Below are 26,769 nucleotides of genomic sequence, written 5' to 3'. Positions count from 1 at the left end.
GGGAACTATCTTGCCCTACCCCCGCGCCAGCCCTGCGAGGTCCTCGAACGCCGTCTGCACCTTCGAGGCCCGCCCGCGCGCCACGTAGTAGCCGCGACCGGGCACGTACTGCGGGCTGCGGATGCGGCCCAGGGAGGTGTTCAGGAGCGAGTCGCCGTCATGCTCGCCGGGGTTGAGCAGCAGGCCCCGCCGGCCGTTCTTGAAGGGCTGCGAGAGGCTCCACGCGGAGCTCCACGCGGAGGTCTCGGCCTCCCCCACCACCCACAGTCCCTCGCGGTCCATCGCCGTCACGAGCCCCGTGAGGGCGCTCTCGGCCAGGGTCGAGTCGAAGTCGGCGATCCCCTCGGCGAAGAGCGCGAACTCGCGGGTCCCCACGTCGAGCTGGAGCTCCTCGGCGGCCTGCGCCACGGCGTCCTCTCCCGTATAGGAGGCGTCCCACAGGGGAAGCGACGCGATCGCGGACTTCCTCGCCCCGACGTACACACGCCGCACCCCGGGCCGCACCCGCCGCAGCCCTGCCGCGAGGGCGACGAGCGCCGTCGTGCGCCCGGAGCCCGGCGCCCCCGCGAGGAGGAACGCACCTGAGGGGTCCACCCACAGCGGCTCGAGGCTCGCGTCCTCGATCCCGAGGGGCACGCGCCCGCCGTCCGCGGGCAGCTCAGCGCCGAGGACGACGTCCGGCAGGTTCTGCACGCCCGGCGCCTCGGGCACGCCCTGACGCCGCATGGCAGCGGCGAGCCGCCCGATCTCGCGCGCCTGGAGGGCGACGTTCGCGTTGCCGCCGAGGATCGCGAGCTGCACCTCGAGGCCCCCGACGACGCCGCGCCCGGGCGGCGACTGCGGGGTCACGACGTCCTTGGGCTCGCCGAACATCATGTAGTCGTCCTCCCCGGTCATGCGCAGGACGATCCGCTTCTGCACCGAGGACGCGATCGATGCGGGGATGGACGTGGTGCGGTCCCCGGTCATGACGAGGTGGACGCCCACGGCCCGGCCGTCCGAGGCGAGCTGCGTGAGGAGGTCGAACACGGCGCTGTCCGAGGAGTACTCGTAGAGCTCGCGGAAGGCGCCCATGCCGTCGATGAGGACGATGATGCGCGCCTCGTCGGGGGCGCCAGCGAGGCGCCGGTACTCGCCCACGCTGCCTGCGCGGGCCGCGGCGTAGCGCTCGGAGCGCTCGTCGACGAGTGCGCCGAGGCGGCGCATGAGCCGCCCGACCCGCTCGGTGTCGTCCGCGTCGATGACGGCGCCGACGTGCGGCAGGCCCTCGAGCATGTGCAGGCCGCGCGAGCCCGCGTCGATCCCGTAGACCTGGACCGGGCCGCCGCGCACCGTGACCGCCGCGGCCACCGCGACGGTGCGCAGCGCGGCGGACTTGCCGGAGCCGCCCGTGCCGTACAGGGCGAGGTTGCCGTCCCGGTCGGGCTCGTACGAGAACGTGGGCTGGCTCTGGCGGGCGGGGTCGTCCACCACGCCGAGCAGGAGCCTCTCGTCCGTGCGAGGGTTGGGCAGCCGCGCGAGGTCGTACGTGTGCGCGAGCTCGGCGAGCCAAGGCTTGCGGGGCAGGGAGATGCCCGTGCGGTCCGCCGCGGACGAGATCGCGGCGACCATGCGGGCGATGTCGTTCGGGCCCTCGGTCCGCGCCCCGGCCCCAGGGTCCGCGCCCAGGGCGTCCGCGGCCGGCCGCTCCCAGGCCTGGCCCGAGCCGAAGTCCATCTCCACGATGTCGATGCGGGGTTCCGCGGGCTCCTCCGTGGTCCATCCGGAGGCGTACCCGGTCTGGAAGCCCTGGATCCGCCCCGGCCCCGTTTTGGCCGCGCCGCGGCCGGGGATGCCCGGGTCGAAGGATGCGGCGGTCTTCTCCCCGAGGATGTCCTCGGAGTCCGCCTCGTCCGCCATGCGCAGCGCGATGCGCAGGTTCGTGTTGGCCCTCAGGCTGTCCTTGATCACGCCCGCGGGGCGCTGGGTGGCGAGGATGAGGTGCAGCCCGAGCGAGCGGCCGCGCGCGGCCACGTCCACCACCCCGTCCACGAACTCCGGCACCTCGGCGGCGAGGGCGGCGAACTCGTCGACGACGATCACGAGGTACGGGGGCGTCTCCGGGTCCGCGGCGCGCTCCATGGCGAGGAGGTCCTTGGCCTTCTTCCGGTTGAACAGGTGCTCGCGGTAGTGCAGCTCGGCGCGCAGGGACGTGAGCGCCCGGCGCACGAGGTGAGGCGAGAGGTCCGTCACGAGCCCCACCGTGTGCGGGAGGTCGACGCACTCTGCGAAGGCCGCGCCGCCCTTGTAGTCCACGAAGAGGAAGGTCACCCGGTCCGGGCTGTACGCGCTGGCCATGCCGAGCACCCACGACTGCAGGAACTCGGACTTGCCCGCGCCCGTGGTGCCGCCCACGAGCGCGTGCGGGCCCTCGTTCTTGAGGTCGAGGAAGAACGGCTCCACGCCCTTGGAGCCGACGAGCGCACGCAGCGTGCCCTTGGCCTTGGGCTGGGCCACTGCGGTGGCGCGCACGGAGTTGGACTGCTGCCAGCGTTCCGCGACCGCTCCCGGGTCGTCGGCGATCTCCGCCCCGGCGAGCGTCACGTAGCTCACGGACCGCGGGAGGTCGGAGTCGTCGTCGACCGGCTTGCCCACGTCCACGATGGGGGTGAGCATGCGGCCGAGCTGGACGGCGAGTGCCTCGTCCACGCTCTCGCAGCTCACGGGGTGCGTGTGGCGGCCGAGCCGGACATGCCCGCTCGTGGCGCCGTGCCCGGCGTCGACCACAATGAAGTCGCGGCAGCACTGCGGGAGCTGCTCGGCGCTCGCGGCGACCCACACCACGTGGATGCCGGCGTCGGGGCCGAGCTCGGCCAGGCGCGTGAGCCGGCCCCGGTCCACGGGGGCATCGTCCTCGATGACGACGACGACGCTCGGCACGGTGGGCTCGTCCATCCCCTCGTGATCTCCTGCGAGGGGGCCGCGGCGTCCGCGGGGCGCGCCGTCCGCTTCCCGGAGGCGGACGGCGAGGAGCTCCTCGAGCCGTGTGAGCAGGAGGGTGCCGGCCGCGGAGCCGGCGGCGAGGTGGTCCCCGGCGAGCGGCGAGTGCGGCGAGCCGACATGCGGGAGCCACTGGAGCCAGTCCCAGCGCTCCTTGGACGCGTGCGAGGCGAGACCGGCGATCGCCACCTCGGCGGGCGAGTGGAGGCCGGCGATCTGCAGCACGATCCCGCGGGCGATGTCCTCGACGAGCCCGCGCGGGCCGGCGACTCCGAGCCCGCCGCCCTGGCGCAGGCTCGCCGTGATGGGAACGGCCTCGAGGTCCGAGAAGCGCTCGACCGCCTCGTGCAGGCGGCGGGTGAACTCGGGCAGCGTCTGGTTCTGAGGCGGTGCGACGATCCTGACCCTGCTCGGGGCGGTTCCAAGGCCGAGGCGCACCGTGAGGAACTCCCGGTGCTCGGGGGCATGGGTCCACAGCAGCGGCCCGAGCCGGTAGACGGAGTCCACCGTCTCCGCCACGGACGGCGCCTCCTGGAGCCGGACGGCCCTCTCAAGGGTCTGCAGTCCGGTGATCTGGCGGGCGGCCTCCGCGAGCCGCTCCTCGAAGAGGGCTGTCTCCTCGCGCAGCTCCTTCTTGGCCTGCCGTCGGTACTCGAGCCACATGCCCACCGCGAAGAGCGGCATCATGGCCATGAAGATGATGGAGAGCGCGTTCTGCAGGACGGCGAACAGCACCGCCCCCATCGCGATGGGCACGAGGAGCATGACGAGCGGGAACGGCTGCATCCGGGGCCGCTGCGGCCCCTCGGGCAGCTCGCGCTCCTGCAGTGCGAACCTGGGCACGACGCGCGGTGAGCGGTTGAACGGCACGAGCGGGGACGTCTGGCCCCGGCCCGCGCCGTGCCCGAGGGCCACGGCCGAGAGGACCGTGTCCCCGACCGTGACGGTGTCCGACGAGGCCAGCGCTGCGCGCGAGACCGTGTGGCCGTCCATGACCAGCCCGTTGGACGAGTTCAGGTCCACGATCTCGATGGTCTCCCCCACCGTGATGCGGGCATGCCGCTTGGACACGAGGGGATCCGTGAGGGACACGTCAACGCCTGCGCCGCGGCCCAGGACACTCGCGCCGACCGGGAGCGAGAACTCGGCCCCCGCATCCGGCCCGGAGACCACGCGGAGGGTCGCGGCGGCCGGGCCGCGGTCGATCCTCGGAGTGCCCGTGCTGCCCGCGCGGGGGTCGACCCGCGAGATCGAGACGGTGGAGCCCTGCCTCAGGCCGGACTCGAGCAGGTTCTCCGCGGGGTCCAGGACGCGTCCGGTCATGCCGCCGGCCAGGACGGACTCCTCGATCCTCAGGGTGAGGCCCTCGAGGTCCGCCGCGCCCGCGCCCGCGCCCGCCCGGGCCGGGTCCGCGAGGCAGAGCTCCCGGGCCATGTCGCCGACGGTCGCGAGCCCGTCCACGGTGACCGCGAGGTCTGCGGCCGGTGCGGGATCGCGTCTGAGGGTGAGCCTGATCCGCATCAGTCTCCTTCCGTTGCGGGCGTCTGGGCGTCGAGCAGGGCGAGGTCCTCGGCGGTCACGAGGTGCGAGCTCACGGCGTGCTCGACGAGCCGCGCCCGCCGGTTCGTGGCGAGCCGTCCGCCGCCGGCGCGCAGCCCCGCCACCCCGACGCGGTCGAGCTTGTCGCACACGTTGTCCAGCTTGCGGTTGAACTTGGTCAGCGCCCATCCGAGCCGCTTCGCCGCCGCGGCGGAGGTGGGGATGGAGCTCAGGCCCGTCCCGTCGCGGCGCAGGAGCGGTTCCGCGAGCGCCACGATGAGCGCCTTCTGGGACTCCGTGAACGTGATGGGCCCGATCGTCGTGTCCCCCGCCGCATCCTCGGGGTCCGGCCCCGAGGCGCGCTGGAGGAACGCGGGCGTGCGGACGCGGACGGCGAACTCGTAGGTCGTGGACCCGGCCGTGAACACGACGTTCGTGTGCCCGAACACGAGCGGGATCCGCGCCCCCGGCACCACCCACGCCTGGAGGCCGCCGGTCACGTCCGCGACGGTCGCGGACAGCAGCGAGCCGACGTTGGCCAGCCACCAGATCCCCTCGGTGTGGGTGATCTCGAGGAAGCGCCGGTGCAGGTACGGGTTGTCGTCGATCTCGAGGTCGCCCTCGCGCCCTATCCCGAACACCGCCTCCGGACGCGGTCTGTACAGTTCGCCGCAGAAGTCGACGACGAGGTCCCCGGCCCGCGCGGCCCCGGTTCCCGGTGCGCCCGTTCCCGGTGCGCCCGTCCTCGGCGTCCCATGGTCCATGTCCCCGCGCGTCATGGGAGGCACGCCTTCGGCGCGGTCTCGTCCATGGCGCCGACGGAGCCGTCGCTGCGCCTGACCACGACCCGCACGCACGTGGGCCCCGAGGGCTCCTTGGGAACCGTGGCGCTCGTGCCGGCCACGGTGCGCGGCGGCTCCTGGCCGGTCAGCCGCAGGACGGAGACGAGGTAGGAGTCGCCCGGCTCGGGGTCCGGGTTCTTCCACGTGAAGGCCACGGATGCTCCCGCGTCCGCCGCCTTGAGCGCCTCGACGTCCGGTACGGCGCCGGTGTCCGCGGCATCGACCGGCGGGGCGCTGTGGGTCGGCGCGTCCGGGGCGGGCCGGTCGGCGAGGCCCGGGGCCACGATCGCGCCCGCGATGACAGCGGCAGCGAGCACGGCGCCCGCCGCGACCGTCGCGATGAGCGCACGACGCCGGCCGCGGGCCTCCCGCGCCCCGGCCTCCTCGGGCGCGTCCCCGGCAGCGTCTCCCGGGGAATGCCCACCCGGAGGCTGCCCGCGCAGCACCGTCGCGTCGCCGGCCAGACCATGCCCGCGCAGGACCGTCGCGTCGCCTCCGACGCCGGCCGCGGCGCCGCGGAGCACCGTCTCGTCCGGCGAACCGGCGGCCGGCTCCGGCCGGGCGACCGTCGGGTCGTCCGGCGGAGGCACGGGACGGGTGACGGGCCCCGTCTGGCCCCCGGGCCCCGCGTGGTGCCCAGTCCCTGGCGGGTTCGCGGCCCCTGGCGGGTTCGCGGCTCCTGGCGGGTTCCCGGCCCCTGGCTGGCGCCGGTCCCCTGTCCTGGGCCCGCCCCCAGACTGGGGCGCCGGGCCCTGGGCGTCGATCGAGACGACCCCGCGCACGCGCGTCGCCTCGAATCCCGCGTCCGGGTCGTCGTCGTCCGCGGCCTCCTCCAGCACCTCGAAGGGGGTGACGGACAGGCTCAGCTCGCTCTGGATCCTCTGCAGCGCGAGCGCTAGCGTGTGCGCCGAGGAGTAGCGCCCGGCCGGGGACTTCGCCATCGCCGTGGCGAGGACGAGCTCGAGGGACGTGGGGACGTCTGCCCGGCCGATCGGGGGCACGGGCGAGGAGTGGATGCGCTGGATGAGGGCACGCTGGGAGTTGTCCCCGCCCGTCACCACGAACGGCGAGCGCCCCGCGAGGAGGGTGTACAGGGTGGCACCGAGCGCCCACACGTCCAGCCGCACGCCGTCCGCCGCCCCGCCGCGGAACGACTCGGGCGGGGACCACGGGATGGACAGCCCGAGGTCCGTGTCCCCGCTGCCCTCCACGGTCCCGGAGATCCCGAAGTCCGTCAGCGCGGGCCGGTTGTAGTCCGTGACGAGGATGTTAGCGGGCTTGATGTCCCGGTGCGCGATCCCCGCCCGGTGCGCGGTCTCCACCGCGGAGGCCACCTGGACCCCGATCGCGAGGACCTCGTCCACCCTCAGCCGCTCGCGCCGGTACCGGATGTCCAGGCTGGGCCGCGAGCAGTACTCCATCGCGAGGTAGGAGTGCCCGTCCGCGGTCGTGCGCGCCTCGTAGATCGTGACGATGTACGGGTGGGAGGAGAGCTGGGCCATGAGGTTGGCCTCGGACTCGAACTGGCGCCTGGCGCTCTCGGTGCGCAGGTCCGAGACGAGGACCTTGACCGCGACCTTGCGGCGCGGCCGGTCCTGCTCGTAGAGGAACACGTCCGAGAACCCGCCGGAGCCGAGCAGGCTCAGGTACCGGAAGCCCGGGAGCTCGGGCGGTGGGGCGGGAGGGCGCTTCGAGCTCACGGCACCGCCTCGAAGCGGAGGGTGACGCCGTCGCCGAGGTCGGCCACGTCGCCGTCGAGCACGATCATCATCTCGCCCTGCGCGAGCCGCCGCGGCGACTGCCCGGCCCTCTCCACGACCGTGCCGTTGGTGGCCTTGAGGTCGCGGACCATGACGTGCCAGCCTTCGAGGCGCACCTCGAGGTGGTTGCGGGAGATGTCCCCCGAGGGGCTCGCGACCGTCACGAGGCGCGGCATGCCCCCGCTCGCCACGCGGGACACGGACGGCTGGCGGCCGACGACGAGCGGCTGGGTCAGCTCGATCGCCTCGCCTCCCGGGAGCCTCACCCGTCCCAGCGCGGGGCGCGGCACCTCGCGCGCCTCGCCCGTCACTGGCTCCCCGCACGCGCTGCACTGGGCAGCCGACGGCGGGTTCGCGTGGCCGCGCGGGCACACGCGGCCCAGCACGCGTGGGCCGTCGTCGCCAGCGCTGGGCATCGGGGCCGATGCGCCCACCGGGCTCTGCCCTCGCTCGTCCCGGTCCGTCCCCGGGGCCGCTGCAGAGCCTGTCCCACCCGGGGCGGCCGCTCCGGCGCCTCCTCCAGCTTCCGGCGTATCCGCTCCGATGTCCGCGAGGTCGCTGCGGAGGACCGTCTCCCCGTCGTGGTCCCCGAAGAGCTCCGACGTGATGGACCGCCGCTCGCCGCCCTGTTCGTCCTGCGCCTGCGGCACGGACTCGATGAGCAGGCTCGGCGGCGTCCACGAGCCCGGCTGCTCCACCGGTGCCTCCTCGAGCGTCGCCTGCTCCGCCCGCACGTGCTCCTCGGTCGTCTGCTCGTCGGCCGCCCGCCCGTCGGTGGTCCGCCCGTCGGCCGCCCGCCCGTCGGCCGCTGTCTCGGCCTCGCCCTCGTCGGGGACCTCTTCGGTCCGGACTGCCGCGTCCTCCACGGAACGCACCACCGTGTTCCCCCACAGGAGGTCGTACGACGACGTGCTGGTCGCGTGGTCATCCGCCGTCGCCGCATCCACGGGCCCGTCGGACCCTCGAGCGCCGCCCGGGGCCTCGGGTCCAGCAGTACCTGCGCCAGCGGGCGCCTCGCCCACGGGCACCGCGCCAACGGGCACCGCAGCGCCGGCCGACAGAGTCTCGTCATCCGGCAGGATCGTCGCCTCAGGCACAGCCGTCGCCTCAGGCACAGCCGTCGCCTCAGGCACAGCCGTCGCCTCAGGCACAGCCGTCGCCTCGGGCACAGCGTCCCGCGTCTCGGGCCCTGCCGCCTTCTCGGGCCCTGCCGCCTTCTCGGGCCCTGCCGCCTTCTCGGGCCCAGCGGCCTTCTCGGGCGCGGAGGCCCCGTAGCGGGCCTCAGTCCCTCCACGGGCTGCGGAGACTGTCATCGACGCGGCCGCCACGGCCCCCGCAGCGAGGGGAAGCGCGGGCTCGCTGCTCGCAGCGCCCGTGATCTCGAGCGAGGACCAGTCCGCGAACCCCCGCTCGAGCCACGTGCCGACCTCGGCGCCGCTGAGCGACTCGGTGCCGGCCGGCGTCGTGACCGCCGCCGTGACGCCACCTCGCACGAGGAGCCGCAGCCGATCGGCACGCTCGGCGATCCCGAACGCCGGCAGGCGCGCGAAGCCGAACTCGGCCGTGAGGGCGTCGAGGACCCCGTACAGGTCGGTCCCGCTGCCCAGGATCTCCCAGAGGCGGCCTGCGAGCGGCGCCCCCGCGTCCGCAGGGAGGAGGACGGTGAGCGGCCCGCGGGCCACGAGGAGCCACCCCTTCCCGGGGCGGTAGTCGCATGTCGTCATCGGCGCTTCCCGCAGGGGCCCGCCTTCCAGTGGCTCGACCGTCATCGGCCCGCCTCCCGCTCGTCCGTGGGCTCTGTGGTGCCCGCGCGGTCCAGGGTGTCCTCGTCGGAGCGCAGGCGGGGGGCGGTCTCGGGGAGCCCGAGCTCGTCGGCCTCGTCGTGGACGTCCACGACGATTACGGTGATGTTGTCCCTGCCGCCGGCGCGGATCGCGGCGTCGACGAGCGCCTCCGCGGCGTCCTGCGGGTGCCCGTGGCCCCTGAGGATCGCCTGGATCTCGCCGTCGCAGATCTCGGACGTGAGGCCGTCCGAGCAGACGAGCAGCCGGTCCCCGTCCTGGACGGGGAGCAGCCAGAAGTCGGCTTCGGCGTCCTCACCGGTGCCGAGCGCCCTCGTGACCACATGGCGGCGGGGGTGCACGAGCGCCTCCTCCGGGGTGATCCGGCCGGCGTCCAGGAGCTCGCGCACTTCCGAATGGTCCACGCTGATCTGCTCGAGGCCTCCGGCGCGCGCGAGCCGGTACGTCCTCGAGTCCCCCACGTTCGCCACGAGCCAGTACGGGACCGCGGAGATCTCGATGAGCACGGCGCCGCTCAGGGTGGTGCCGGCCCGGGAGCCCACGGCGTCCCGGATCCGCTGGTCGGCGAGCTCGATCGTCCGCTGGATGTCCTGCGCGGTCGCGCTGTGCGTGCCCGGCCTGAGCGCGGGAGCCTCACGCAGCGTGGCGACGCACAGCTGGCTCGCGAGCTCTCCGGCCTCGTGCCCTCCCATGCCGTCCGCGACCATGAAGACGGGGTCCGCCGCGAGGAAGGCGTCCTCGTTGATCTCCCGGCGCAGGCCCCTGTCGGTGGCGAAGCCGACCGCGAGGGACAGTCGGGGGTCGCCGGCCTCATCGCTCATGCGCGCGACCTGCCGATCGAGAAGAAGTGGTCTCCGAAGTGGACGACGTCCCCCGCGTCGACCTCGACGGGTGTGCCGGCCGGTGCCGCGATCGCCGAGCCGTCCGACCGGACGAGGCGCGTCCCGTTGGTCGACTTGCGGTCCTGGACCCACACGCGGCCGTTCTCGCCCCAGACGGCGAGATGCGTCTTGGACACGCTCTTGGCCGGGTCCTCCACGACGACCAGCTCCTGGACGGTCTCGTCCTCGTAGGCGGCCGGGTTGCGGCCCACGAGCACGGGACCACGCAGCGCCACCGAGCGCCCGTCGCTGAAGCTGAGGACCGTGTCGATCCCGGAGACGGCGCCCTCCCGGCCCAGCAGTCCCCTTGCCCGGGAGGAGACACGCGTGGCTGCGACGTCATCGTCGGGGTGCGGGGTGATGGCGACGGGCGCGGTCGCGGCCGCAGGTACAGCAGCCTGGGCAGGCGCAGCATGGGCAGGCGCAGCGGGAGGCGCGGAGATGGACTCTGCCGGAGCAGGCGCGGTGGCCGGCCCAGGCACAGGAGTCGGCGACGGCGCGGCGGGCGGCGACGGGATGACGGGCGCGGGGCCCGCGGAGGCGGCGGCCACCGGCGAGACGACCTGCTGGACCGGCGGAAGCTCGATCCGCGGCGCGAACGAGGCGGGCCCGTTGATGCCGCCGCTCGTGAGCGGGTTGCGGCCGAGGCGGACGTCGAACACGAACGTCTTCGCGGCCTTGTCATGCCAGCCCTGGCGCTTTCCGTTGGCGTCGAAGGCGTTCGAGACGAGCGCGAGCACGGTCCCGGCGACCGGGATGAGGCACACGAGCCCGAAGACGAGGTTCCTCACGAACACCCTGCCCCACCCGGGGGCCAGCCCGTCGGGTCCGCTCGTGCGGATCCCGAGCATGGCCTGGCCCGGCGTCTTCCCCGTGGTGGCCTCCCACGCCCAGGAGAAGATCCAGAGCGCGAGCCCGAGAACGGACCCCACCGTGAGCCAGACGGCGGCGGCGAACAGCGCGCGCTGGTCGTCCGTTGTGGGGTACCGGCTGCCCGAGAGGCCGAGCGCGGCGCTGGATGCGAGCGCGAAGGGGATGCCCTGGAGCACCCAGAGGAGGGCGAGGTCGATGAGCTTCGCACCCGCCCTCCGACCCGTCGATGCATTGACCAGCTCGAGATTAACCATCAGCCACCATTCCCCGTGCTCGACGCAGCGCGGGTGCGCCGCATCCGGCGCCCTGCAGCGCCCCCCGCCGGACCATCCTGCCACAGCGGATCATGACCTCCCCCGTCCCCGGCGCCGCCCGCGCAGCGCCGACGCGAGCCCGGCCTCGAGGACGAGCGATCGCGGCGAGTACTTGGCCCGCTGGCGCTGCCAGAAGCCCATCGATGCGCGGATCTGCTCGAGAGAGCCGTCCATGTCGGACCAGTAGGCGCGGACCTCGTCCTCGCTCGGCTGGCCCGCCCCGAACACGGCGGCGTCCGCGCGCACGGCCAGCGCCGTCGTCGTGCCTGCCGCCGCGGGGAAGGCGTCCCCGAGGGAGGCGGCGTTCTCGCGGCGCGTACCCCGGGAGTCCAGGGCAGCGCCGGCGTCCGCCGCGAAGCTCGTGACCTCGCTCCACGCGCCGCCCACCCTGTCCGCGGGATGCGCGGCACCGAACCGCCGCCGCCGGCGCCGGAGCTTGAGCCATGCGATGAGCATGAGCGGCAGCGCGAGCACGGCGAGCGGCACCATCGCGATCCCGACCACGGCGAGGATTGGGCCGAGGAACAGCCAGAGGTCGTTCTCGCGCTCCTCCTCGTCCAGCACGTCCGGGCGCGAGTCCGGTGGGAGCTCGACCGGCGCCTGCGGCGGGGGCGGGGGCTGGAGGACCTGCGGGCGCGGCTTGGACTGGGCCTCGGGGTCCGGCGGGATCGGCACGTTGTCCGTCGGCGGGGTGGGGTCGAATGCGACCCATCCGTGCCCCTCGAACGCCACCTCGACCCACGCGTGGACGTCCTTGCCGGTGATCTCGAGCGGCTGTCCGGGCCGGCCTCCAGCGGGTGCAGGCTGCGCGGGGTAGAACCCCATGACCACACGCGCCGGGATCCCGAGCTGCCGGGCCATGAGGGCCATCGCCACGGCGTACTGCTCGTCGTCGCCCACCATCTGCTTGGCCGTGAGCATCGCACGCAGCCGCCCCGCCCCGTGCCCGGACAGGCTCGGCACCTGGCCCTCGGCGACGAGGCCGCTGCTGAACGCACCGAACTTCTGGAAGTACGACTCGAGGGTGCGCACCCTCGCGATGGGGCTCTGGCTGTCGCCGAGGATGTCCCCGGCCTTGGCCTGGAGGACCTGCGGGACCCCCTCGACCGAGGGCAGCGGGACCTTCGCGAAGGGCGCCTGGGCGAGGACCGCGTCGTCGGGGCGTGCCGGCTCGCTCACCTGGACCGTGTACGCATCGCCCTCGGCGAGGCCCGCGGTCGTGATGGCTGTGTCGGTGGCCTCGTTGAAGTAGAGTCCCTCCGCCGCGGGACTGCCGGGATCGGCGAAGGCGATGCCCGTCGTCGTGCGCCCGCCGGGGACGAAGAAGCCCGAGTAGTCCCCCACGGTCACACCCAGGGTGTAGGTGCGCCCGGCCGTCGCGCTGCGGTCCCCCGAGGCGAGCGAGGCCGCCTCGCCGACCTTGGCGAAGCTCCCCGAGCCGCTCTGGTCCACGTTCGCCACAGTGCCGTCGTAGGAGTCCAGCGCTGCGAGGCGAACGCGGGCGCCCTCAGGCAGCCCCGTCACGGTGAAGAGCGTGTCGCTGCGCTGGTCCTTGACGAGGCTGCGGAACGACGAGAGCGGGCTGATGTAGTCGCGCGGGTCGAAGGGCGGGACCACGCGGTCGCGGAGCACCTCCCGCTGGGCACCGGCGGTGAGGGCGGGCGCCACGAGGAGGCTCAGGGCCGTCGCGGCGGCCACGAGGAGGGCGCCGAGGCCCAGCCGGCGGACTTGGGCGGTGCGGGCGGCCGCCGCGTCCGGCACGGTCGTCTCGCCCGACGCGCGCAGCGACGGGTCCGTGCGCGCGGCGTTGCGGCGGACGGAGGCCCACAGCACAGCGACGACGGCGAACGCGATCCCCCGCGGCATCGCCGCGAACGCCTCGTTGGTGCCGAACGCGATTCCGACGCCGAACAGCGCTGCGAGCGGGAGGAGCGGCCAGTACGGCCCGCGCAGCCGCCAGGCGACGAGGCCGGCCGCGAGCCCCGCGGCGAAGGAGGCCAGGTACGGGAGCACGAGGAGGCCCGAACCCGTCCCGAGCGGTGCGGCGACGGTGAGGCTGTCCTTCCACGCCACCACGACGCCGAGCAGGAGGGTGCGCAGGGACTCGAGGGAGGGCAGGAATCCGGCCACCGACTCGTCCGGCGTCGCGACGAAGCCCCCGCCCAGAAGGTAGGCGAGCACGGCAGCCGCGGCCGTGACGAGCACGCCGAGCCGGAGCGCTGCCGAGGCGTACGCGACGCCGAGCCCGAGCACGGCGCCGGCCATCGCCGCGAGGAGATAGCGCAGGTCGCCGCCGTAGGCGAGGTGGAGCCCGAAGGCGGAGAGCGCGGTGAGCGCGAGCACCGCGGCGGAATCGAGGGCGCGCAGCCGGGCGCTGCGCCGCGGCTCCGTGCGTGCAGGCCTGCCCACGGTCGTGCGGGGCCGCGACGCCGCCGTCATGCCGCCGCCTTCCGCAGGACGGGGCCGAGGTCCTCGAGGGAGCCCACGGTGAGCACCGTGAGGTCCCCGATCGAGGCCTTCCCGGGAGCGGCGCCCTCCTCGCAGCGCACCGCGACCGAGCGGATCCCGACCGGCACCATGGCCGCCGCCGCGCGCAGCTGGGCGGGGCGCACGAGGGACCCGAGGACGAGGATCACCACCGAGGCGTTCGGCACCGCGTCCGCCGTGAGGCGCGCTGCGTCCACGGCCCCCGCGCGCAGGGAGGCGCCCTGGAGCCGGGTGAGGTCGTCGAGGAAGTGCCGCGCGCTCTCGGTGCGCAGCGGGCCCCGCTGGGTGATCGCGCTCAGCTCGCGCTGCTCGGCGACCGCCTGGCGGCCGATCGAGCCGGCCACCGAGACGGCCAGCTCGAACTCCTCCTCGCCGCCGTACTCGTCCAGGTTCACGGAGAGGCACACGGCGAGGTGCGCGCGGCGGGTCTCCTCGAACTGGCGCACCATGAGGGTCCCGGTGCGGGCGGTGGTCTTCCAGTGGATGTGGCGGCGGTCGTCCCCGGGCACGTACTCGCGCAGGGCGTGGAAGGAGACGTCCGAGGTGGCCAGCTCGTTGGTGGGCTGGCCCTCGAGGTCCCGGATGAACCCGGCCGCGGACGTCCCCAGCACGGTGGTCCGCGGGTGGACGTAGAGGTCCTCGGGCTCGGTCCACATGACCTCGCGGCGGAGCAGCCCCACAGGGTCCGCCCGCACCGAGCGGACGGGGCCCACCACGATCACGGCGCGCCGCTGCGTGGGGATGGTGAAGAGGTCCTCGTGCGGCACACCCGGGCGCAGGCGCGGGAGGTGGAAGACGGCGGTGGCGGCGCCGACGGGCAGCTCGAGCAGGGACGGCAGGACGGGCCGCGCCGCGGTGTTGACCACCTCGACGCTGCCCACAGCGCTGTCCCCGACCGCGACCCTGCTGCGCGCGAGGTCCAGGGAAACGGCGTAGGAGCTGCGGCCCAGCACGAACGCGACGGCGAGGACGAACAGAGCCGCAGCGAGCACCGCGGCGGCGCTCGCCTCCTGCCAGCCCCACAGGGCACCGGCGGCGCCGAGGGCGGCAGCGGCGGCCGCGACGGCCCAGCCGAGCGGGCTCACGGCCTTGAGGACGGGGCGCAGCCAGCGCTTCCAGATCACGGCGGCGCGGACGACGGCGTCGCGGACGCGCGCGGCAGAGGTCACCATGGGCGTCGGTTCAGACGCCGGCGCGGGACTGCGGTGCGGCCACCTCGGCCAGGACGCGCTCGAGCACGCGCTCGGCCGTGACGCCGGCGAACTCCGCCTCGGCGTCCATGACGAAACGGTGCGTCCACACGACCGCGGCGAGCTCCTTGACATCGTCAGGGAGCACGAAGTTCCGCCCGGACGCGGCGGCCCACACCTTCGCTGCGCGCACCATCGCGATCGCGCCGCGGACGCTCACCCCCAGACGGGTCTCGGACGCCTCGCGGGTCGCCTCGCAGAGGCGGGAGATGTACTCGAGGACCGCCGGGTCGACGTGGTTGGCCGCGGCGAGGTCCGCCATCTCCGCGACGGCCTGGGTCGTGATGATCGGCGAGAGGCCCCGCGAGCGGTCGCGCACCGCCGAGCCGCCCAGGAGCTGCACGGTGGCGGCGTGGTCCGGGTAGCCGATCGAGGTCTTGATGAGGAACCGGTCCAGCTGCGCCTCGGGCAGCCGATAGGTCCCGGCCTGCTCGATCGGGTTCTGGGTCGCCATGACCATGAACGGCCGCCCGGTCTCGTAGGTGGCACCGTCCACCGTCACGCGGGACTCCTCCATGACCTCGAGGAGCGCGGACTGGGTCTTGGGCGAGGCCCGGTTGATCTCGTCCGCGAGGACGATGTTGGCGAAGATCGGGCCCTTGTGGAACTCGAACTGCTGCGTCTTCTGGTCGTAGATGGTCACGCCGGTGACGTCCGAGGGAAGCAGGTCCGGCGTGAACTGGATCCGGGAGTTCGTCCCCTGGACGGTCGCGGCCAGCGCGCGGGCCAGGGACGTCTTGCCGGTGCCCGGCGCGTCCTCGAGGAGGATGTGGCCCTCCGCGAGCATCGCTGTGAACGCGAGGCGCACCACGTGGGGCTTGCCCAGGACCGCCTGGCCCACGTTCGCGACCAGCTTCTCGAACGTCTCCGCGAACCACGCGGCCTGTTCCGATGTGAGCGTCAACTCGTTCCCCTCCTGTGCGAATGACGGCAGGCGGCGCCGCCCCTCCCCGAAGCGCGCGCAGCCCGCAGACCAGCCTAGCCCGCCCGCGCGCGCACCGGCGATGGGGAGCCCTCCCCACCGCTCCAGCGGGGCGGACTCGGCCGGCCGGAAGCCCGGCTGCGGGACCGGTCAGTCGAGGACGATGCCGGGCCCCGAGCCCGCCTGGAGGGTCACGGGGTGGATCTCGCCGAACCCGCGCACGGTCTGCGCCTCGCGCGGGGTGAAGACGAAGCGCTCGTCGCCGGCGAGCGCCTTGGCGGTCACGTCGTCCACGAGCACCTCGCCCGGCTCGGCGAGCGCAGTGAGGCGCGCGGCGAGGTTCACGGTTGGCCCGTAGATGTCCCCGAGCCGGCTCAGGACCCGGCCCCAGACCATCGCGACCCGGCACTCCGGGAGGATCTCGTCCTCGGCGAACTCGCGGGCCATGGCGAGGGAGATGAGCGCGCCGGCGGTGGGCGTCTCGGCGATGTAGAGGACCTCGTCCCCGATGGTCTTGACGAGGCGCCCGCCGCCCACCGAGATGATCTCCGCGCAGCGGTTCTCGAACCGCTGCACCATCTGGGCCAGGGTCTTCTCGTTCATGCGCCGGGACAGGGACGTGTAGGAGACGAGGTCGGCGAAGCCCACGGCGCGCGCGAGCGGCAGCGGGGAGTCGTCCTCGCTGCCGTCGCGTCCGGGAGCGCTCGACTCGAGTCCGGCCTGGGCGCGGAGCGCGAGGCGCTGGACGCCCGCGGTGAGCTGGCGGCGCCACGAGTACACGAGCATCTCCTCGAGCGGCGCCACGAGGTCCGGGATGAGGTCCACGAGCGCAAGCCGGGCCTCGGCATCGCTCATCCCCTGGGTGGACACCATGTCCTCGACGAGGGCCTCGACCTGCCACACCACCATGCGGTCGGTCATCTGGCCGATGGCGCGGGTCACGGAGAGCGCGGCGTCCTCGGTCAGGACCCCCTCGCGCACGAGCCGCGGCATGACCTTGAGGTGCTCGAGGTCTGCGAGCGTGAAGGCGAGGTCGTCATCGGTGAAGTTCGGCATCCCGAGCGCGCGCCAGAGCTTGCGCGCCGAGTAGAGGGAGAGCCCCACGCCGGCCGCGACCTCGCGCCTCTTGAGGGTGCGCTCGCCGCCGAGGAGGAAGGACTCGAGCTCCTTGGCGGTGCGGCGGGACTCCTCTGGCACGGCGGCTGCGCGGGACTCGTCCTCCCCGCCCGTCTGCTCCATCAGTCATCCCTCCCTTCCCACTGCTGCCCGTCCCGTTCCCACGGCCGTCCGTCGGCCGCCGGGCCTTCCCCCGGCCGCGCGTCGTCGGTACCCACGAGCGCGCGCGGGAGCTCGTCCACCGCGTCCAGGACGAACTGCCGGAAGCGGCGGACCTCCGGCACGTCGGCGAGCGTGAGCTGGCCCGACCTGCCCGAGGCCAAGGCTAGCGTCCCCGACCCGAGCCAGCCTTCGAGGACGCCCTGGCGCACCTCGACGCCCGTCACGAAGGCGAGCGGCATCTCCTGCTCCTGGCTGCGCAGGCCACGGCGGCGCCGCAGGACCCGCCGGTTCGTGAGCACGTAGGTGAGGCCGTTCCATGCGAGGAAGCGGCGCACGCTGTAGGCAGCGACGGCCCATGCGGCCAGCACGGCGGAAGCGAGCATGAGCCAGGGCCGGGCCGCCGCCGGCATCCAGGGGAAGGCCTCCTCGAGGTGCCCGCGGGAGAGCCAGCCGGCCGTGAACGCCGCCGCGCCGCATGCGAGCACGAACACGAGTGCGGGCAGGACGAGCAGGCGCCGGTGCTGGCGCGTGACCGCGATGACCTGCTCCCCCGGTGCGAGGAGCCTACGCATAGCCGCCGTCGGCAGGGCGGAGGTGGACGACGTCGCCCGCGGCCACCGCGTGCCGGGAACCGTCGTCCTCCAGGACGAGGAGTGCCCCGTGGGGGTCGAGGCCCGTGGCCCTGCCCTCGAGGAAGCGGCCGCCGGGGAGCTCGACCCGGACGCGCTTGCCGAGGGTGATGGTCGCGTCCTGGACCTGGCCCACGAGCCCCCGGCCCGCCACGAGAGGGGCGTCCGGGTCGCCGTCGACCGCGCAGAACTCGCGGTACCTGCGCCCGAAGGCCTTCAGATAGGCGGTGAGGACCGCCTCGCGCGCCACGGGGCGCCCCGCCTCGATCGCGACGCTCGTGGCGGTCGGGACCGGGAGCTCGTCCTCGGTCTGGCCCACATTGATCCCGGTGCCCAGGACCACTGCGGGGGGCCCGCCGTGCGCGCCGGGGGCGAGCTGGGCGAGGATCCCGGAGACCTTGCGTCCCGCGATGACCACGTCGTTGGGCCATTTCACGCCTGCCTCGAGGCCGGCGGCCTCGGCGAGCGCCTCGCGCAGGGCCAGCGCTGCGAGGGGCGAGAACCAGGAATAGCCCTGCGTGGGCAGCGGCCGGCCGGAGCGGCTGCGGGGCCGCAGGAGCACGGAGACAGAGAGTGACGTGCCGGTCGGGGACTCCCAGTGGCGCTGGAGACGGCCCCGGCCGGCGCTCTGGTGCTCGGCCACGAGCACGGACAGGTCGCCCCATCCGTCCGGCTCCACGGCGGCGAGGCGTGCGAGCTCGGTATTGGTCGAGCCGATCTCGTCGACGACCTCGAGCCGGGACAGGCCGGCAGCGGAGGCGAGGTCCGGCCCGAGGAGTGTCCGGTCGAGGGGCGCGCGGCCCGGGCGCTCGGGGATGTCCATGCGTGAATCCTATCCAGCGCGGGTGCGCGCGGTCCGGTCGTGGAGCGGCGGGCCCCGGAACGGGTCCCGCCGGGCAGAACCCAGGCGGGCCCCACGGCGTCAGAGGAAGATGTCAGGGACGAGCCGGTCCTCGGGTGCGCCGAGGCTGTAGGGGGCGAAGTCCTCCACGCCCGCGGCCCGCAGAACCTCCTCGTCGGTGAAGAAGTTCCCGGTCGTGGACCTCGGATCGCTCGTCAGGACGGCATGGGCGGCGTCGGCGACGATCTGCGCCGAGCGCCCCGCCCTGGCGAGGGCGTCCCCTCCGGGCATCGCGCGGATCGCGGCCGTGTCGATGAGCGTGGCCGGCCACAGCGAGTTCACTCCGATCCCGTCGGGCCGCAGCTCCTCTGCGAGGCCGAGCGTGGTAAGGCTCATCCCGTACTTGGCCATCGTGTAGGCCAGATGGGCCCCGGCCCACTTCGGGTCCAGGTTCAGCGGCGGGGAGAGGGTGAGGATGTGCGGGCTGCGTCCGGCGCGTGCCGAGGCCCGCAGGTGGCCGATGGAGAGCTTGGAGAGCAGGAACGTGCCGCGCGCGTTGATGTCCGCCATGAGGTCGTAGCGCTTCATCGGGATGTCCTCGGTGCCCGAGAGGTCGATCGCCGAGGCGTTGTTCACGACCGCGTCGATGCCGCCGAAGTGCGCCGCGGCCTGTTCGACGGCGCCGGCCACCGCGTCGTCGTCCCGCACGTCCCCGACGATGGGCAGGGCGCGGCCGCCTGCCGCCTCGATCTCCTCGGCGGCCGTGTACACCGTGCCCTCGAGCCGCGCGTGCGGCTCGGCGGTCTTCGCGAGCAGGGCGACGTTCGCGCCGTCGCGGGCGGCCCGCAGTGCGATGGCGAGCCCGATCCCGCGGCTGCCGCCGCTCATGAGGAGGGTGCGGCCGGCGAGCGGCGCGTGCGGTGCGCTGGACGCGCCGGGTGTGATCGTCGTCATACGCCACAGTGTACGGCACATGTTACTGACCAGTAACAACGGGTCGCGGCCATTGGCGGCGGGACGGCTGCGCGGCGCCGAGACGTTGTAGGTTTCCTACAGGCGCGCGCCCGGGGGGCCTGACTAGACTGGGGTGATGTCTCCGCAGCTTGTGCGGAACCTACATGGCCACTTCACGAGCGGGAGAGAGCGTGACCCACGACCTGACCACCACTGCAGGCAAGATCGCGGATTTCCGCGAGCGCCGGGAACGCTCCCTTGCCCCCTCCGGCCAGGAGGCGATCGAGAAGCAGCACGCGCGCGGCAGGAACACGGCCCGCGAGCGCATCGACATGCTCCTGGACGAGGGCTCGTTCGTCGAGTTCGACACGCTCCGGGTGCACCGCTCCACCGCCTTCGGCATGGAGAAGAAGAAGCCGCTCGGCGACGGCGTCGTGTCCGGGCACGGCACTGTTGACGGACGCCTCGTTGCCGTCTACAGCCAGGACTTCTCCGTCTACGGCGGCTCCCTGAGCCAGGTCAACGGCGAGAAGATCGTCAAGGTGCAGGAGTTCGCGCTGCGCAACGGGTGCCCCGTGGTGGGCATCAACGACGGCGGCGGCGCGCGCATCCAGGAGGGCGTGGCCTCCCTGGCGATGTTCGCGGACATCTTCCGGAACAACGTCGCAGCCTCGGGCGTGGTCCCGCAGATCTCGCTCATCATGGGTCCCTGCGCCGGCGGCGCGGCCTACTCCCCCGCCCTCACCGACTATGTGGTGATGGTGGACAAGACGAGCCACATGTTCATCACCGGCCCGGACGTCATCAAGACCGTCACGGGCGAGGAGGTGGACATGGAGACCCTCGGCGGCGCGCGGCAGCACAACGCGACGACCGGCACGGCGACGTACCTCGCCTCGGACGAGAAGGACGCGATCGAGTTCGTCCGCGAGCTCCTGGACTTCCTGCCGTCGAACAACCTCGTGGAGGCCCCCGTGCTCGAGCACGAGCAGGAGCTCGAGGCCGGCGACGCCGACCTCGCCCTCGACACGCTCGTCCCGGACTCGGCGGCGCAGGGCTACGACATGCGCACCGTGATCGAGGGAATCGTGGACGACGCCCACTTCCTCGAGATGCAGGCCCTCTACGCGCCCAACGTCATCATCGGGTACGGCCGCATGGAGGGCCACACGGTCGGCATCGTGGCCAACCAGCCCATCCAGTTCGCGGGCACGCTGGACATCGCCGCCTCAGAGAAGGCCGCGCGGTTCGTCCGCCACTGCGACGCGTTCAACATACCGATCGTCACGCTCGTGGACGTCCCCGGCTTCCTGCCGGGCAAGGACCAGGAGTTCCAGGGGATCATCCGCCGCGGCGCGAAGCTCCTGTACGCATACGCCGAGGCCACCGTGCCGAAGCTGACCGTGATCTGCCGCAAGGCCTACGGCGGCGCGTACATCGTGATGGGCTCGAAGAAGCTCGGAGCGGACCTGAACTTCGCGTGGCCCACGGCGCAGATCGGCGTGATGGGGGCGCAGGGCGCGGTCAACATCCTGTACCGCCGCGAGCTCGCGGCCGCAGCGGCGGTGGAGGGCGCGACGGCGGCCAGTGTCGAGGCCAGGCGCGCGGAGCTCATCCGCCAGTACGAGGAGGAGCTGCTCAACCCGTACCAGGCCGCCGAGCTCGGGTACGTCGACGCGGTCATCGCCCCGTCCGAGACCCGCGTCGAGCTCCTGCGCGGCCTGCGCGCGCTGCGGGACAAGCACGTGGCGATGCCGGCCAAGAAGCACGGGAACATCCCGCTGTGAGCACCCCCGATTCCCAGCCGGAGCCCGCAGGCCGGGTGCACGGCGGGCCGGTGTCCGCCGGGGCGTACGACGCCGGGGAGTCGCCTGCTGCGCCCGAGGTGCCGGCGGTCCCGGTGCTGTTCTCGGTGGACAAGGGCCTGCCCACTCCGGAGGAGCTCGCCGCTGTGGCGGTTGTCCTCGCCGCGGCCTCGGGGGGCGAGCCGGACGAGGAGCGGGTGGCTCCCACGCGCCGCGAGCGCATCCGCCGGGCGGCCCTGCGCCCGCGCAACGTGGACAGCCAGCGCCGCGGCCGGCTGTAGCGGGACGCGGGGCCGGTTCATTCCTTCCCGGCGAGGACCTCGGACGCTTCGGCATCCCGCACGGGCACTGTCGTCGGGCTCTCGAGGTGCACGGCGTGCGAGGGGAGGATCCCCGCGCCGCCATGCTGTTCCATGACGCGCCACTGGGCGACCACGTCCTCTCCGGCGTGCTCGGGAGGCAGCTCGCCCCAGAAGCCGAACCCCCCGCACTCGACGAGGGCGTGGCGGCGGTAGAGGACGCATCCGCCGATCCACGCGACCCTGTAGGCGGCCCATCCCCGGGGCCCGAAGCCTGAGGACTGCGCGAGGGAGTCGGCCAGGTGGGCCGGGTTGGCGGCGTTGTGCAGGGTCCATCGCCCGAACGCCTCGGCGTCGCGGTCGATCGCCTCCGGCTCTACCGGGGCGTCGGACAGCTCGAACGGCTCGAGCTCGGCCGGCCTGCGGTCCCCGAGGTACGAGAGGCCCTGGACGGGCATCCCCACGAACCCGCAGCCCAGGTCGTCCAGGGCTTGCACGAGGAGCCGGAGCGCCCCCGAGGCGAGCCACACGTCGTCGTCCATGAAGAGCACGCGCTCCGCAGCGGACTCCTCGAGGAGGAACTGCCGGTGCTCGGCGAGGCCTCGGCGCGGGAGGTGCCGCACGAGCCGCACCGGGCGGCCCTGCGCGCGCAGGACGCGCGCCATCGCCTCGACGGCAGGGTGCTCCCAGGAGGGTGGCCCGTCGCTCTGGTCGCTCACCAGGACGCTGAAGGACGCGTCCTCCTGCGCGGCGAGCCCGGCGAGGACGGCCGCGAGCTCGGCGGGGCGGGCGCGCGTGGGGATCAGGACATCCAGCTCGACGGGCCCTGCGCCCTCGTGCGGGGCCGCCCAGTGCTCGGGGCGCCGGGCCCGCCCCGAGGCCGGTTCCGGCTGCCCGGCGGCCTCGGGGCCGAGGGGCTCAGCCGGCGTCGAACCGCTCGCCGCTGCGCTCGTCCTCGTCGTCGGCGGGCTGGTCCCCGCCCTGCCGGTCTGCGTCCGCGACGGCGGAGCTGACGTCCGTGGGCTTGCTGTACGTGCCCTCGGGGATGGCGCGCAGCGCGGCGAGCGCGTCTGCATCGGCGCCCTGCTCCTCGGCCGCGGCCACGAGGGCTGCCCTGTCCGCGGGGTAGTCCACGCCTTCGAGGAACTGCTGGATCTGGATGGGGTTGGGTCGCTCGGCCACGGGTTCCTCCTCGATCAGGGGTCCTGGGTCGTCCAGGCGGTCACCGGCTCGCTACCCCCGCCTCCGCCGGGCAAACGAGAAAATCTGCACCATGTGTTTCACAGATTCGCGCGGGAGGGATAGGCTCGGACGGTGACGCAGAACACGACTGACCCCGCCATCGATCCCACGGGCCGCCCGGCCGGGGACACCCCCGCGGTCCCCGCAGCACGGCAGCGCACCGCCGTGGACGCCGCCGCGGACGCGTTCACGGACGCGCTGCTCGCCCTCGATCCCGCGCTCGCCACCGAGCTCGGCTTCCCCGGGCACGAGACCGAGTACCGCGACTACTCCCCCGCCGGCCACGACGCCCAGGCGTCGCTCGCCCGCGAGACGCTCGCACGGCTGGACGGACTCGAGGCCGCGGACCCGACGGATGCGGTCACCTTGGACGCGATGCGCGAGCGGCTCGGACTCGTCCTCGAGCAGCACGCGAGCGGCTGGCACCTCGCAGAGCTGAACAACATCGCCTCGCCAGCGCAGGAGATCCGCGCGATCTTCGACCTCATGCCCACGGACACCGCCGAGCAGTGGGAGCACATCGCCGGCCGCGCCGCGAACGTCCCCGCCGCGCTCGAGGGGTACCTCGAGTCGCTCCGCGCGGCCGCGGCGGGCGGGCGCGTGGCGTCCGCACGGCAGGTGCGGACCGTCGTCGAGCAGACGCGCAAGTACGCCGATGAGGGCACGGGCTTCTTCGCCCAGCTCGCCTCCAGCGCCTCCCTCCCGCGCGAGGCGGGCAGCGGCCCCAGCGCGGATGCGGACGGGCGTGCGGACGACGCCGTCGTGCGCCTCCCAGACGATCTCGCCGCGGCCCTCGCGGACTCGTGCGCGAGCGCTGCCGCGGCGTACGCGCGCTTCGCGGACGCCCTCGAGGCCGAGCTCCTGCCGGCCGCCCCGGAGAAGGACGCCGTTGGCCGCGAGCGGTACGCGCTGGCCTCCCGCCAGTTCCTCGGCGCCACGGTGGACCTCGAGGAGACGTACGCGTGGGGAGTCGAGGAGCTGGACCGGCTGATCCGCGCGCAGGAGCGCGTGGCCGAGCAGATCCGCCCCGGCGCCTCGATCGCGGAGGCCAAGGAGATCCTCAACGCGGACCCGGGCCGGAAGCTCGAGGGCACGGAGGCGCTGCGCGCCTGGATGCAGGGGCTGTCCGACCAGGCGGTCGCCGACCTGGCCGGGACCCACTTCGAGATCCCGGAGCCGCTGCGGAGGCTCGAGTGCCTCATCGCCCCGACCCAGGAGGGCGGCATCTACTACACGGGCCCCTCGGACGACTTCTCGCGCCCGGGCCGCATGTGGTGGTCCGTTCCGGAGGGCGAGGACACGTTCACCACCTGGGCCGAGACCACCACCGTGTACCACGAGGGGGTCCCGGGCCATCACCTGCAGGTGGCCACGGCGACATACCTGCGCGCGTCCCTGAACTCCTGGCGACGGAACATCTGCTGGGTCTCCGGCCACGGCGAGGGCTGGGCGCTGTACGCCGAGAAGCTCATGGAGGAGCTCGGCTACCTCTCGGACCCGGGCGACCTCATGGGCATGCTGGACATGCAGCGCATGCGGGCCGCGCGCGTCGTGTTCGACATCGGCGTGCACCTCGAGCTCGAGATCCCCGAGCGCTGGGGCTCGGGCTCGTGGACCCCCGAGAAGGGCTACGCGTTCCTGCGGGAGAACCTGCCGATCAGCGAGGGCCAGCTGAAGTTCGAGTTCACGCGGTACCTCGGCTGGCCGGGGCAGGCCCCCTCCTACAAGGTGGGCCAGCGGCTCTGGGAGCAGATCCGCACAGGCCTCGAGGAGCGGGCCGCGGCGGAGGGCCGCGAGTTCGACCTCAAGGCGTTCCACACCCAGGCGCTCGGGCTGGGGTCCGTGGGCCTCGACACGCTGCGGCGCGCGCTGCTGGGCTGAGGCAGGCTGGGCAGGAGGGGCGCGCTGGCTGAGATGTTCGCCATAGCGGGGGGGCGCGAATAGCGTAATAATTGCCTGTGACGGCGCGGATTTCCGGGGCATCCCGGGGATCCGCGCCGTCACATTCGGGGTAACACTTCTCAACATCCAGTTTCTCTGCTATCCGTCACGTCCGTACCGTGTCCGGGTGACCACCTCCACCAGCACCCCCGCCGGACGCCGGCTGCCCGCCTGGGCGACCTCGTTCGGCCCCCAGATCATCGCCGCGCTCGTCGTCGGACTCGCCCTGGGCCTCGTCGCGAAGTACACGGGCCACACCAAGGCGACCCCCACGGGCCTCGGCGCAACCCTCGCCACGCTCGGGTCCAGCTATGTCGCACTGCTGCAGACCGCCGTCGTGCCCCTCATCTTCACCGCCGTGGTGAGCTCCATCGCGAACCTGCGCGACGTGGCCAACGCCGCACGGCTCGCGTGGAACACGCTGCTGTGGTTCGCCATCACGGCGTTCGCCTCGGTGCTCATCGGGATCGGCCTCGGGGTCCTCCTGCAGCCGGGCGCCAACACGGGCATCACGCAGGAGGCCGCGTATGAGGGCAGGACCGGCGACTGGTGGGCCTTCCTCACCGGCCTCTTCCCCAAGAACTTCCTGGGCCTCGGTGCCACCACCGCCATCACCGAGACCGGCGCGACCACGACCGTGAGCTTCAACGTCCTGCAGATCCTCGTCATCGCGATCGCGGTCGGCGTTGCGGCGCTCAAGGTCGGCGCGACGGCCGAGCCGTTCCTCGGCTTCACGCGCTCCGCCCTCGCGGTGATCCAGAAGGTCCTGTGGTGGATCATCCGCGTCGCCCCCATCGGCACGGTCGGCCTCATCGGCAACGCCGTGGCCACGTACGGCTGGGACACCGTCGGCGCGCTGGGGAAGTTCACGCTCGCCGTCTACGCCGGTCTGGCGCTCGTGCTGTTCGTCCTCTACCCGGCGCTCGTGAAGTCGCATGGCCTCTCAGTCAAGCAGTATTTCTCGGGCGCGTGGCCGGCGATCCAGCTCGCATTCGTCTCGCGCTCCTCGGTCGGCACGCTGCCGCTCACGCAGCGCGTCACCGAGCGCAACCTCGGCGTGCCCTCGGGCTACGCGTCCTTCGCCGTGCCGCTGGGCGCCACCACGAAGATGGACGGCTGCGCCGCGGTCTACCCCGCGATCGCCGCGATCTTCGTCGCGCAGTTCTTCGGGATCGACCTCGACCTGAGCCAGTACCTTCTGATCGTCCTCGTCTCGGTGCTCGGCTCCGCCGCGACCGCCGGCACCACGGGCGCTGTCGTGATGCTCACCCTGACCCTCTCGACCCTCGGCCTGCCGCTGGCCGGTGTGGGCCTGCTGCTGGCGATCGACCCGATCCTGGACATGGGCCGCACGGCGGTCAACGTGGCCGGACAGGCGCTCGTCCCGACGATCGTCGCGAAGCGCCAGGGCATCCTCGACGAGGGCCTCTACAACGCCCCGCGCCAGGGCGACCCGTTCAACGACGAGTCGAGCACGGGCGAGGGCGCCCAGGAGGACCGCACCGCGCACGACGCCGAGCTGGCCGCCTCCCGCTCCTAGCCCACCGCCTGCCGGGCCACCCTTTCCCAACGCCGCATCGCAACACGCCGCTATCCGGACCGGATCCCAGCGTGTCGCGATGCGGCGTTCTGGCGTCCACGGGTGCCGATGCGTGGCTACGCTGGGGCCATGCTCATCGTCACCACGAACGACATCCCCGGGCATCGCATCGACGCCGTCTTCGGCGAGGTCATGGGCCTCACGGTCCGCGCCCGCGACGTCGGGGCGCAGTTCATGGCCAACCTCCGCTCGATCGGCGGCGGCGAGCTGCCCGAGATGACCCAGGCGCTCTACGAGAGCCGCCGGCAGGTCATGCACCGCATGGTCACCGAGGCCCAGCAGCGCGGGGCGAACGCGATCGTGGCGATGCGCTTCGACACATCCGAGCTCGGGCCCAACTGGACCGAGGTGTGCTGCTATGGCACGGCGGTGTGGGTCATCCCCCTCGCGCGCGGAGAGGCGGGGGCCACGGGCCAGTCGGCGTACCTCGTGGACCATGCCGGCCAACTGGGCCGGGCGGGCCAGCACGTGCAGGCCCCCCCGGCTCCTTCCGGCGCGCAGCCGCACCCGCCGAGCCCGCCCCTCTGAGCC

The 26,769-nt window shown here is 73.5% G+C and carries 20 protein-coding genes; 5 read left to right on the top strand and 15 right to left on the bottom strand.

Annotation, left to right across the window (positions count from 1 at the left end):
* Positions 1 to 15 precede the first annotated feature (15 nt).
* From ABCQ75_RS00745 to ABCQ75_RS00685, 13 genes are all read right to left on the bottom strand, one after another.
* A complete protein-coding gene (locus ABCQ75_RS00745; RefSeq protein WP_345882485.1) occupies positions 16 to 4,500 on the bottom strand; it encodes an FtsK/SpoIIIE domain-containing protein in 4,485 nt (1,494 codons plus the stop codon).
* Positions 4,500 to 5,297, bottom strand: a complete 798-nt coding sequence (locus ABCQ75_RS00740) for a hypothetical protein (RefSeq protein WP_345882484.1) — start codon at positions 5,295 to 5,297, stop codon at positions 4,500 to 4,502. Before ABCQ75_RS00740 ends, ABCQ75_RS00745 begins: the two co-directional genes overlap by 1 nt.
* A complete protein-coding gene (locus tag ABCQ75_RS00735; protein ID WP_345882483.1) occupies positions 5,294 to 7,060 on the bottom strand; it encodes a serine/threonine-protein kinase in 1,767 nt (588 codons plus the stop codon). The genes ABCQ75_RS00740 and ABCQ75_RS00735 overlap by 4 nt, the downstream gene beginning before the upstream one ends.
* Positions 7,057 to 8,889: an FHA domain-containing protein gene (locus ABCQ75_RS00730; protein ID WP_345882482.1), complete on the bottom strand. Its 1,833-nt coding sequence runs from the start codon at positions 8,887 to 8,889 to the stop codon at positions 7,057 to 7,059. Before ABCQ75_RS00730 ends, ABCQ75_RS00735 begins: the two co-directional genes overlap by 4 nt.
* Positions 8,886 to 9,743 (bottom strand): PP2C family protein-serine/threonine phosphatase, encoded by an 858-nt coding sequence (locus ABCQ75_RS00725; protein WP_345882480.1) that lies wholly within the window; start codon positions 9,741 to 9,743, stop codon positions 8,886 to 8,888. The genes ABCQ75_RS00730 and ABCQ75_RS00725 overlap by 4 nt, the downstream gene beginning before the upstream one ends.
* Positions 9,740 to 10,930: an RDD family protein gene (locus ABCQ75_RS00720; protein ID WP_345882479.1), complete on the bottom strand. Its 1,191-nt coding sequence runs from the start codon at positions 10,928 to 10,930 to the stop codon at positions 9,740 to 9,742. Before ABCQ75_RS00720 ends, ABCQ75_RS00725 begins: the two co-directional genes overlap by 4 nt.
* Before the next feature lie 90 nt (positions 10,931 to 11,020).
* Positions 11,021 to 13,429 carry a transglutaminase-like domain-containing protein gene (locus tag ABCQ75_RS00715; RefSeq protein ID WP_345882478.1) on the bottom strand — a complete coding sequence of 803 codons (2,409 nt, stop codon included), beginning with the start codon at positions 13,427 to 13,429 and terminating at the stop codon, positions 11,021 to 11,023.
* Positions 13,426 to 14,649: a DUF58 domain-containing protein gene (locus tag ABCQ75_RS00710; protein WP_345882477.1), complete on the bottom strand. Its 1,224-nt coding sequence runs from the start codon at positions 14,647 to 14,649 to the stop codon at positions 13,426 to 13,428. Before ABCQ75_RS00710 ends, ABCQ75_RS00715 begins: the two co-directional genes overlap by 4 nt.
* Positions 14,650 to 14,659: 10 nt before the next feature.
* Complete coding sequence (locus ABCQ75_RS00705) at positions 14,660 to 15,631, bottom strand: AAA family ATPase (protein WP_345882476.1); 972 nt, start codon at positions 15,629 to 15,631, stop codon at positions 14,660 to 14,662.
* A gap of 168 nt (positions 15,632 to 15,799) precedes the next feature.
* The gene (locus tag ABCQ75_RS00700; RefSeq protein WP_345882475.1) at positions 15,800 to 16,888 is read right to left on the bottom strand and encodes an adenylate/guanylate cyclase domain-containing protein; all 1,089 of its coding nucleotides are present in this window, start codon (positions 16,886 to 16,888) and stop codon (positions 15,800 to 15,802) included.
* A complete protein-coding gene (locus ABCQ75_RS00695) occupies positions 16,888 to 17,499 on the bottom strand; it encodes a PH domain-containing protein (protein ID WP_345882474.1) in 612 nt (203 codons plus the stop codon). Before ABCQ75_RS00695 ends, ABCQ75_RS00700 begins: the two co-directional genes overlap by 1 nt.
* Entirely contained in the window at positions 17,492 to 18,379 is an 888-nt protein-coding gene (locus ABCQ75_RS00690; RefSeq protein WP_345882473.1) for a biotin--[acetyl-CoA-carboxylase] ligase, read from the bottom strand. The genes ABCQ75_RS00695 and ABCQ75_RS00690 overlap by 8 nt, the downstream gene beginning before the upstream one ends.
* 99 nt (positions 18,380 to 18,478) lie before the next feature.
* Positions 18,479 to 19,351 carry an SDR family oxidoreductase gene (locus tag ABCQ75_RS00685; protein ID WP_345882472.1) on the bottom strand — a complete coding sequence of 291 codons (873 nt, stop codon included), beginning with the start codon at positions 19,349 to 19,351 and terminating at the stop codon, positions 18,479 to 18,481.
* 191 nt (positions 19,352 to 19,542) lie between these two features.
* On the opposite strand from ABCQ75_RS00685, the gene ABCQ75_RS00680 reads away from it, so the two are divergent.
* Positions 19,543 to 21,138: an acyl-CoA carboxylase subunit beta gene (locus ABCQ75_RS00680; RefSeq protein WP_345882470.1), complete on the top strand. Its 1,596-nt coding sequence runs from the start codon at positions 19,543 to 19,545 to the stop codon at positions 21,136 to 21,138.
* Positions 21,135 to 21,437 carry an acyl-CoA carboxylase epsilon subunit gene (locus ABCQ75_RS00675; RefSeq protein WP_345882468.1) on the top strand — a complete coding sequence of 101 codons (303 nt, stop codon included), beginning with the start codon at positions 21,135 to 21,137 and terminating at the stop codon, positions 21,435 to 21,437. The genes ABCQ75_RS00680 and ABCQ75_RS00675 overlap by 4 nt, the downstream gene beginning before the upstream one ends.
* Before the next feature lie 17 nt (positions 21,438 to 21,454).
* On the opposite strand, the gene ABCQ75_RS00670 is transcribed toward ABCQ75_RS00675, so the two are convergent.
* Positions 21,455 to 22,258 carry a glycosyltransferase family 2 protein gene (locus ABCQ75_RS00670; RefSeq protein WP_345882917.1) on the bottom strand — a complete coding sequence of 268 codons (804 nt, stop codon included), beginning with the start codon at positions 22,256 to 22,258 and terminating at the stop codon, positions 21,455 to 21,457.
* A 115-nt stretch (positions 22,259 to 22,373) separates the two neighbouring features.
* Complete coding sequence (locus tag ABCQ75_RS00665) at positions 22,374 to 22,637, bottom strand: DUF2795 domain-containing protein (protein WP_345882467.1); 264 nt, start codon at positions 22,635 to 22,637, stop codon at positions 22,374 to 22,376.
* A gap of 132 nt (positions 22,638 to 22,769) precedes the next feature.
* On the opposite strand from ABCQ75_RS00665, the gene ABCQ75_RS00660 reads away from it, so the two are divergent.
* The 3 genes from ABCQ75_RS00660 to ABCQ75_RS00650 all read left to right on the top strand — a co-directional run bounded on the left by ABCQ75_RS00660 (position 22,770) and on the right by ABCQ75_RS00650 (position 26,766).
* A complete protein-coding gene (locus tag ABCQ75_RS00660) occupies positions 22,770 to 24,578 on the top strand; it encodes a DUF885 domain-containing protein (RefSeq protein ID WP_427916012.1) in 1,809 nt (602 codons plus the stop codon).
* A 187-nt stretch (positions 24,579 to 24,765) separates the two neighbouring features.
* Positions 24,766 to 26,178, top strand: coding sequence for a dicarboxylate/amino acid:cation symporter (locus ABCQ75_RS00655; RefSeq protein ID WP_345882466.1), 1,413 nt, complete (start codon positions 24,766 to 24,768; stop codon positions 26,176 to 26,178).
* A gap of 129 nt (positions 26,179 to 26,307) precedes the next feature.
* Positions 26,308 to 26,766 carry a YbjQ family protein gene (locus ABCQ75_RS00650; RefSeq protein WP_345882465.1) on the top strand — a complete coding sequence of 153 codons (459 nt, stop codon included), beginning with the start codon at positions 26,308 to 26,310 and terminating at the stop codon, positions 26,764 to 26,766.
* The last annotated feature ends 3 nt before the right edge of the window (positions 26,767 to 26,769 follow it).

The organism is Sinomonas halotolerans (assembly GCF_039615075.1).
Lineage (GTDB): Bacteria > Actinomycetota > Actinomycetes > Actinomycetales > Micrococcaceae > Sinomonas > Sinomonas halotolerans.
Note: the sequence above shows the minus strand (reverse complement) of the source record. Positions and strands in the feature narration are given on the sequence as shown.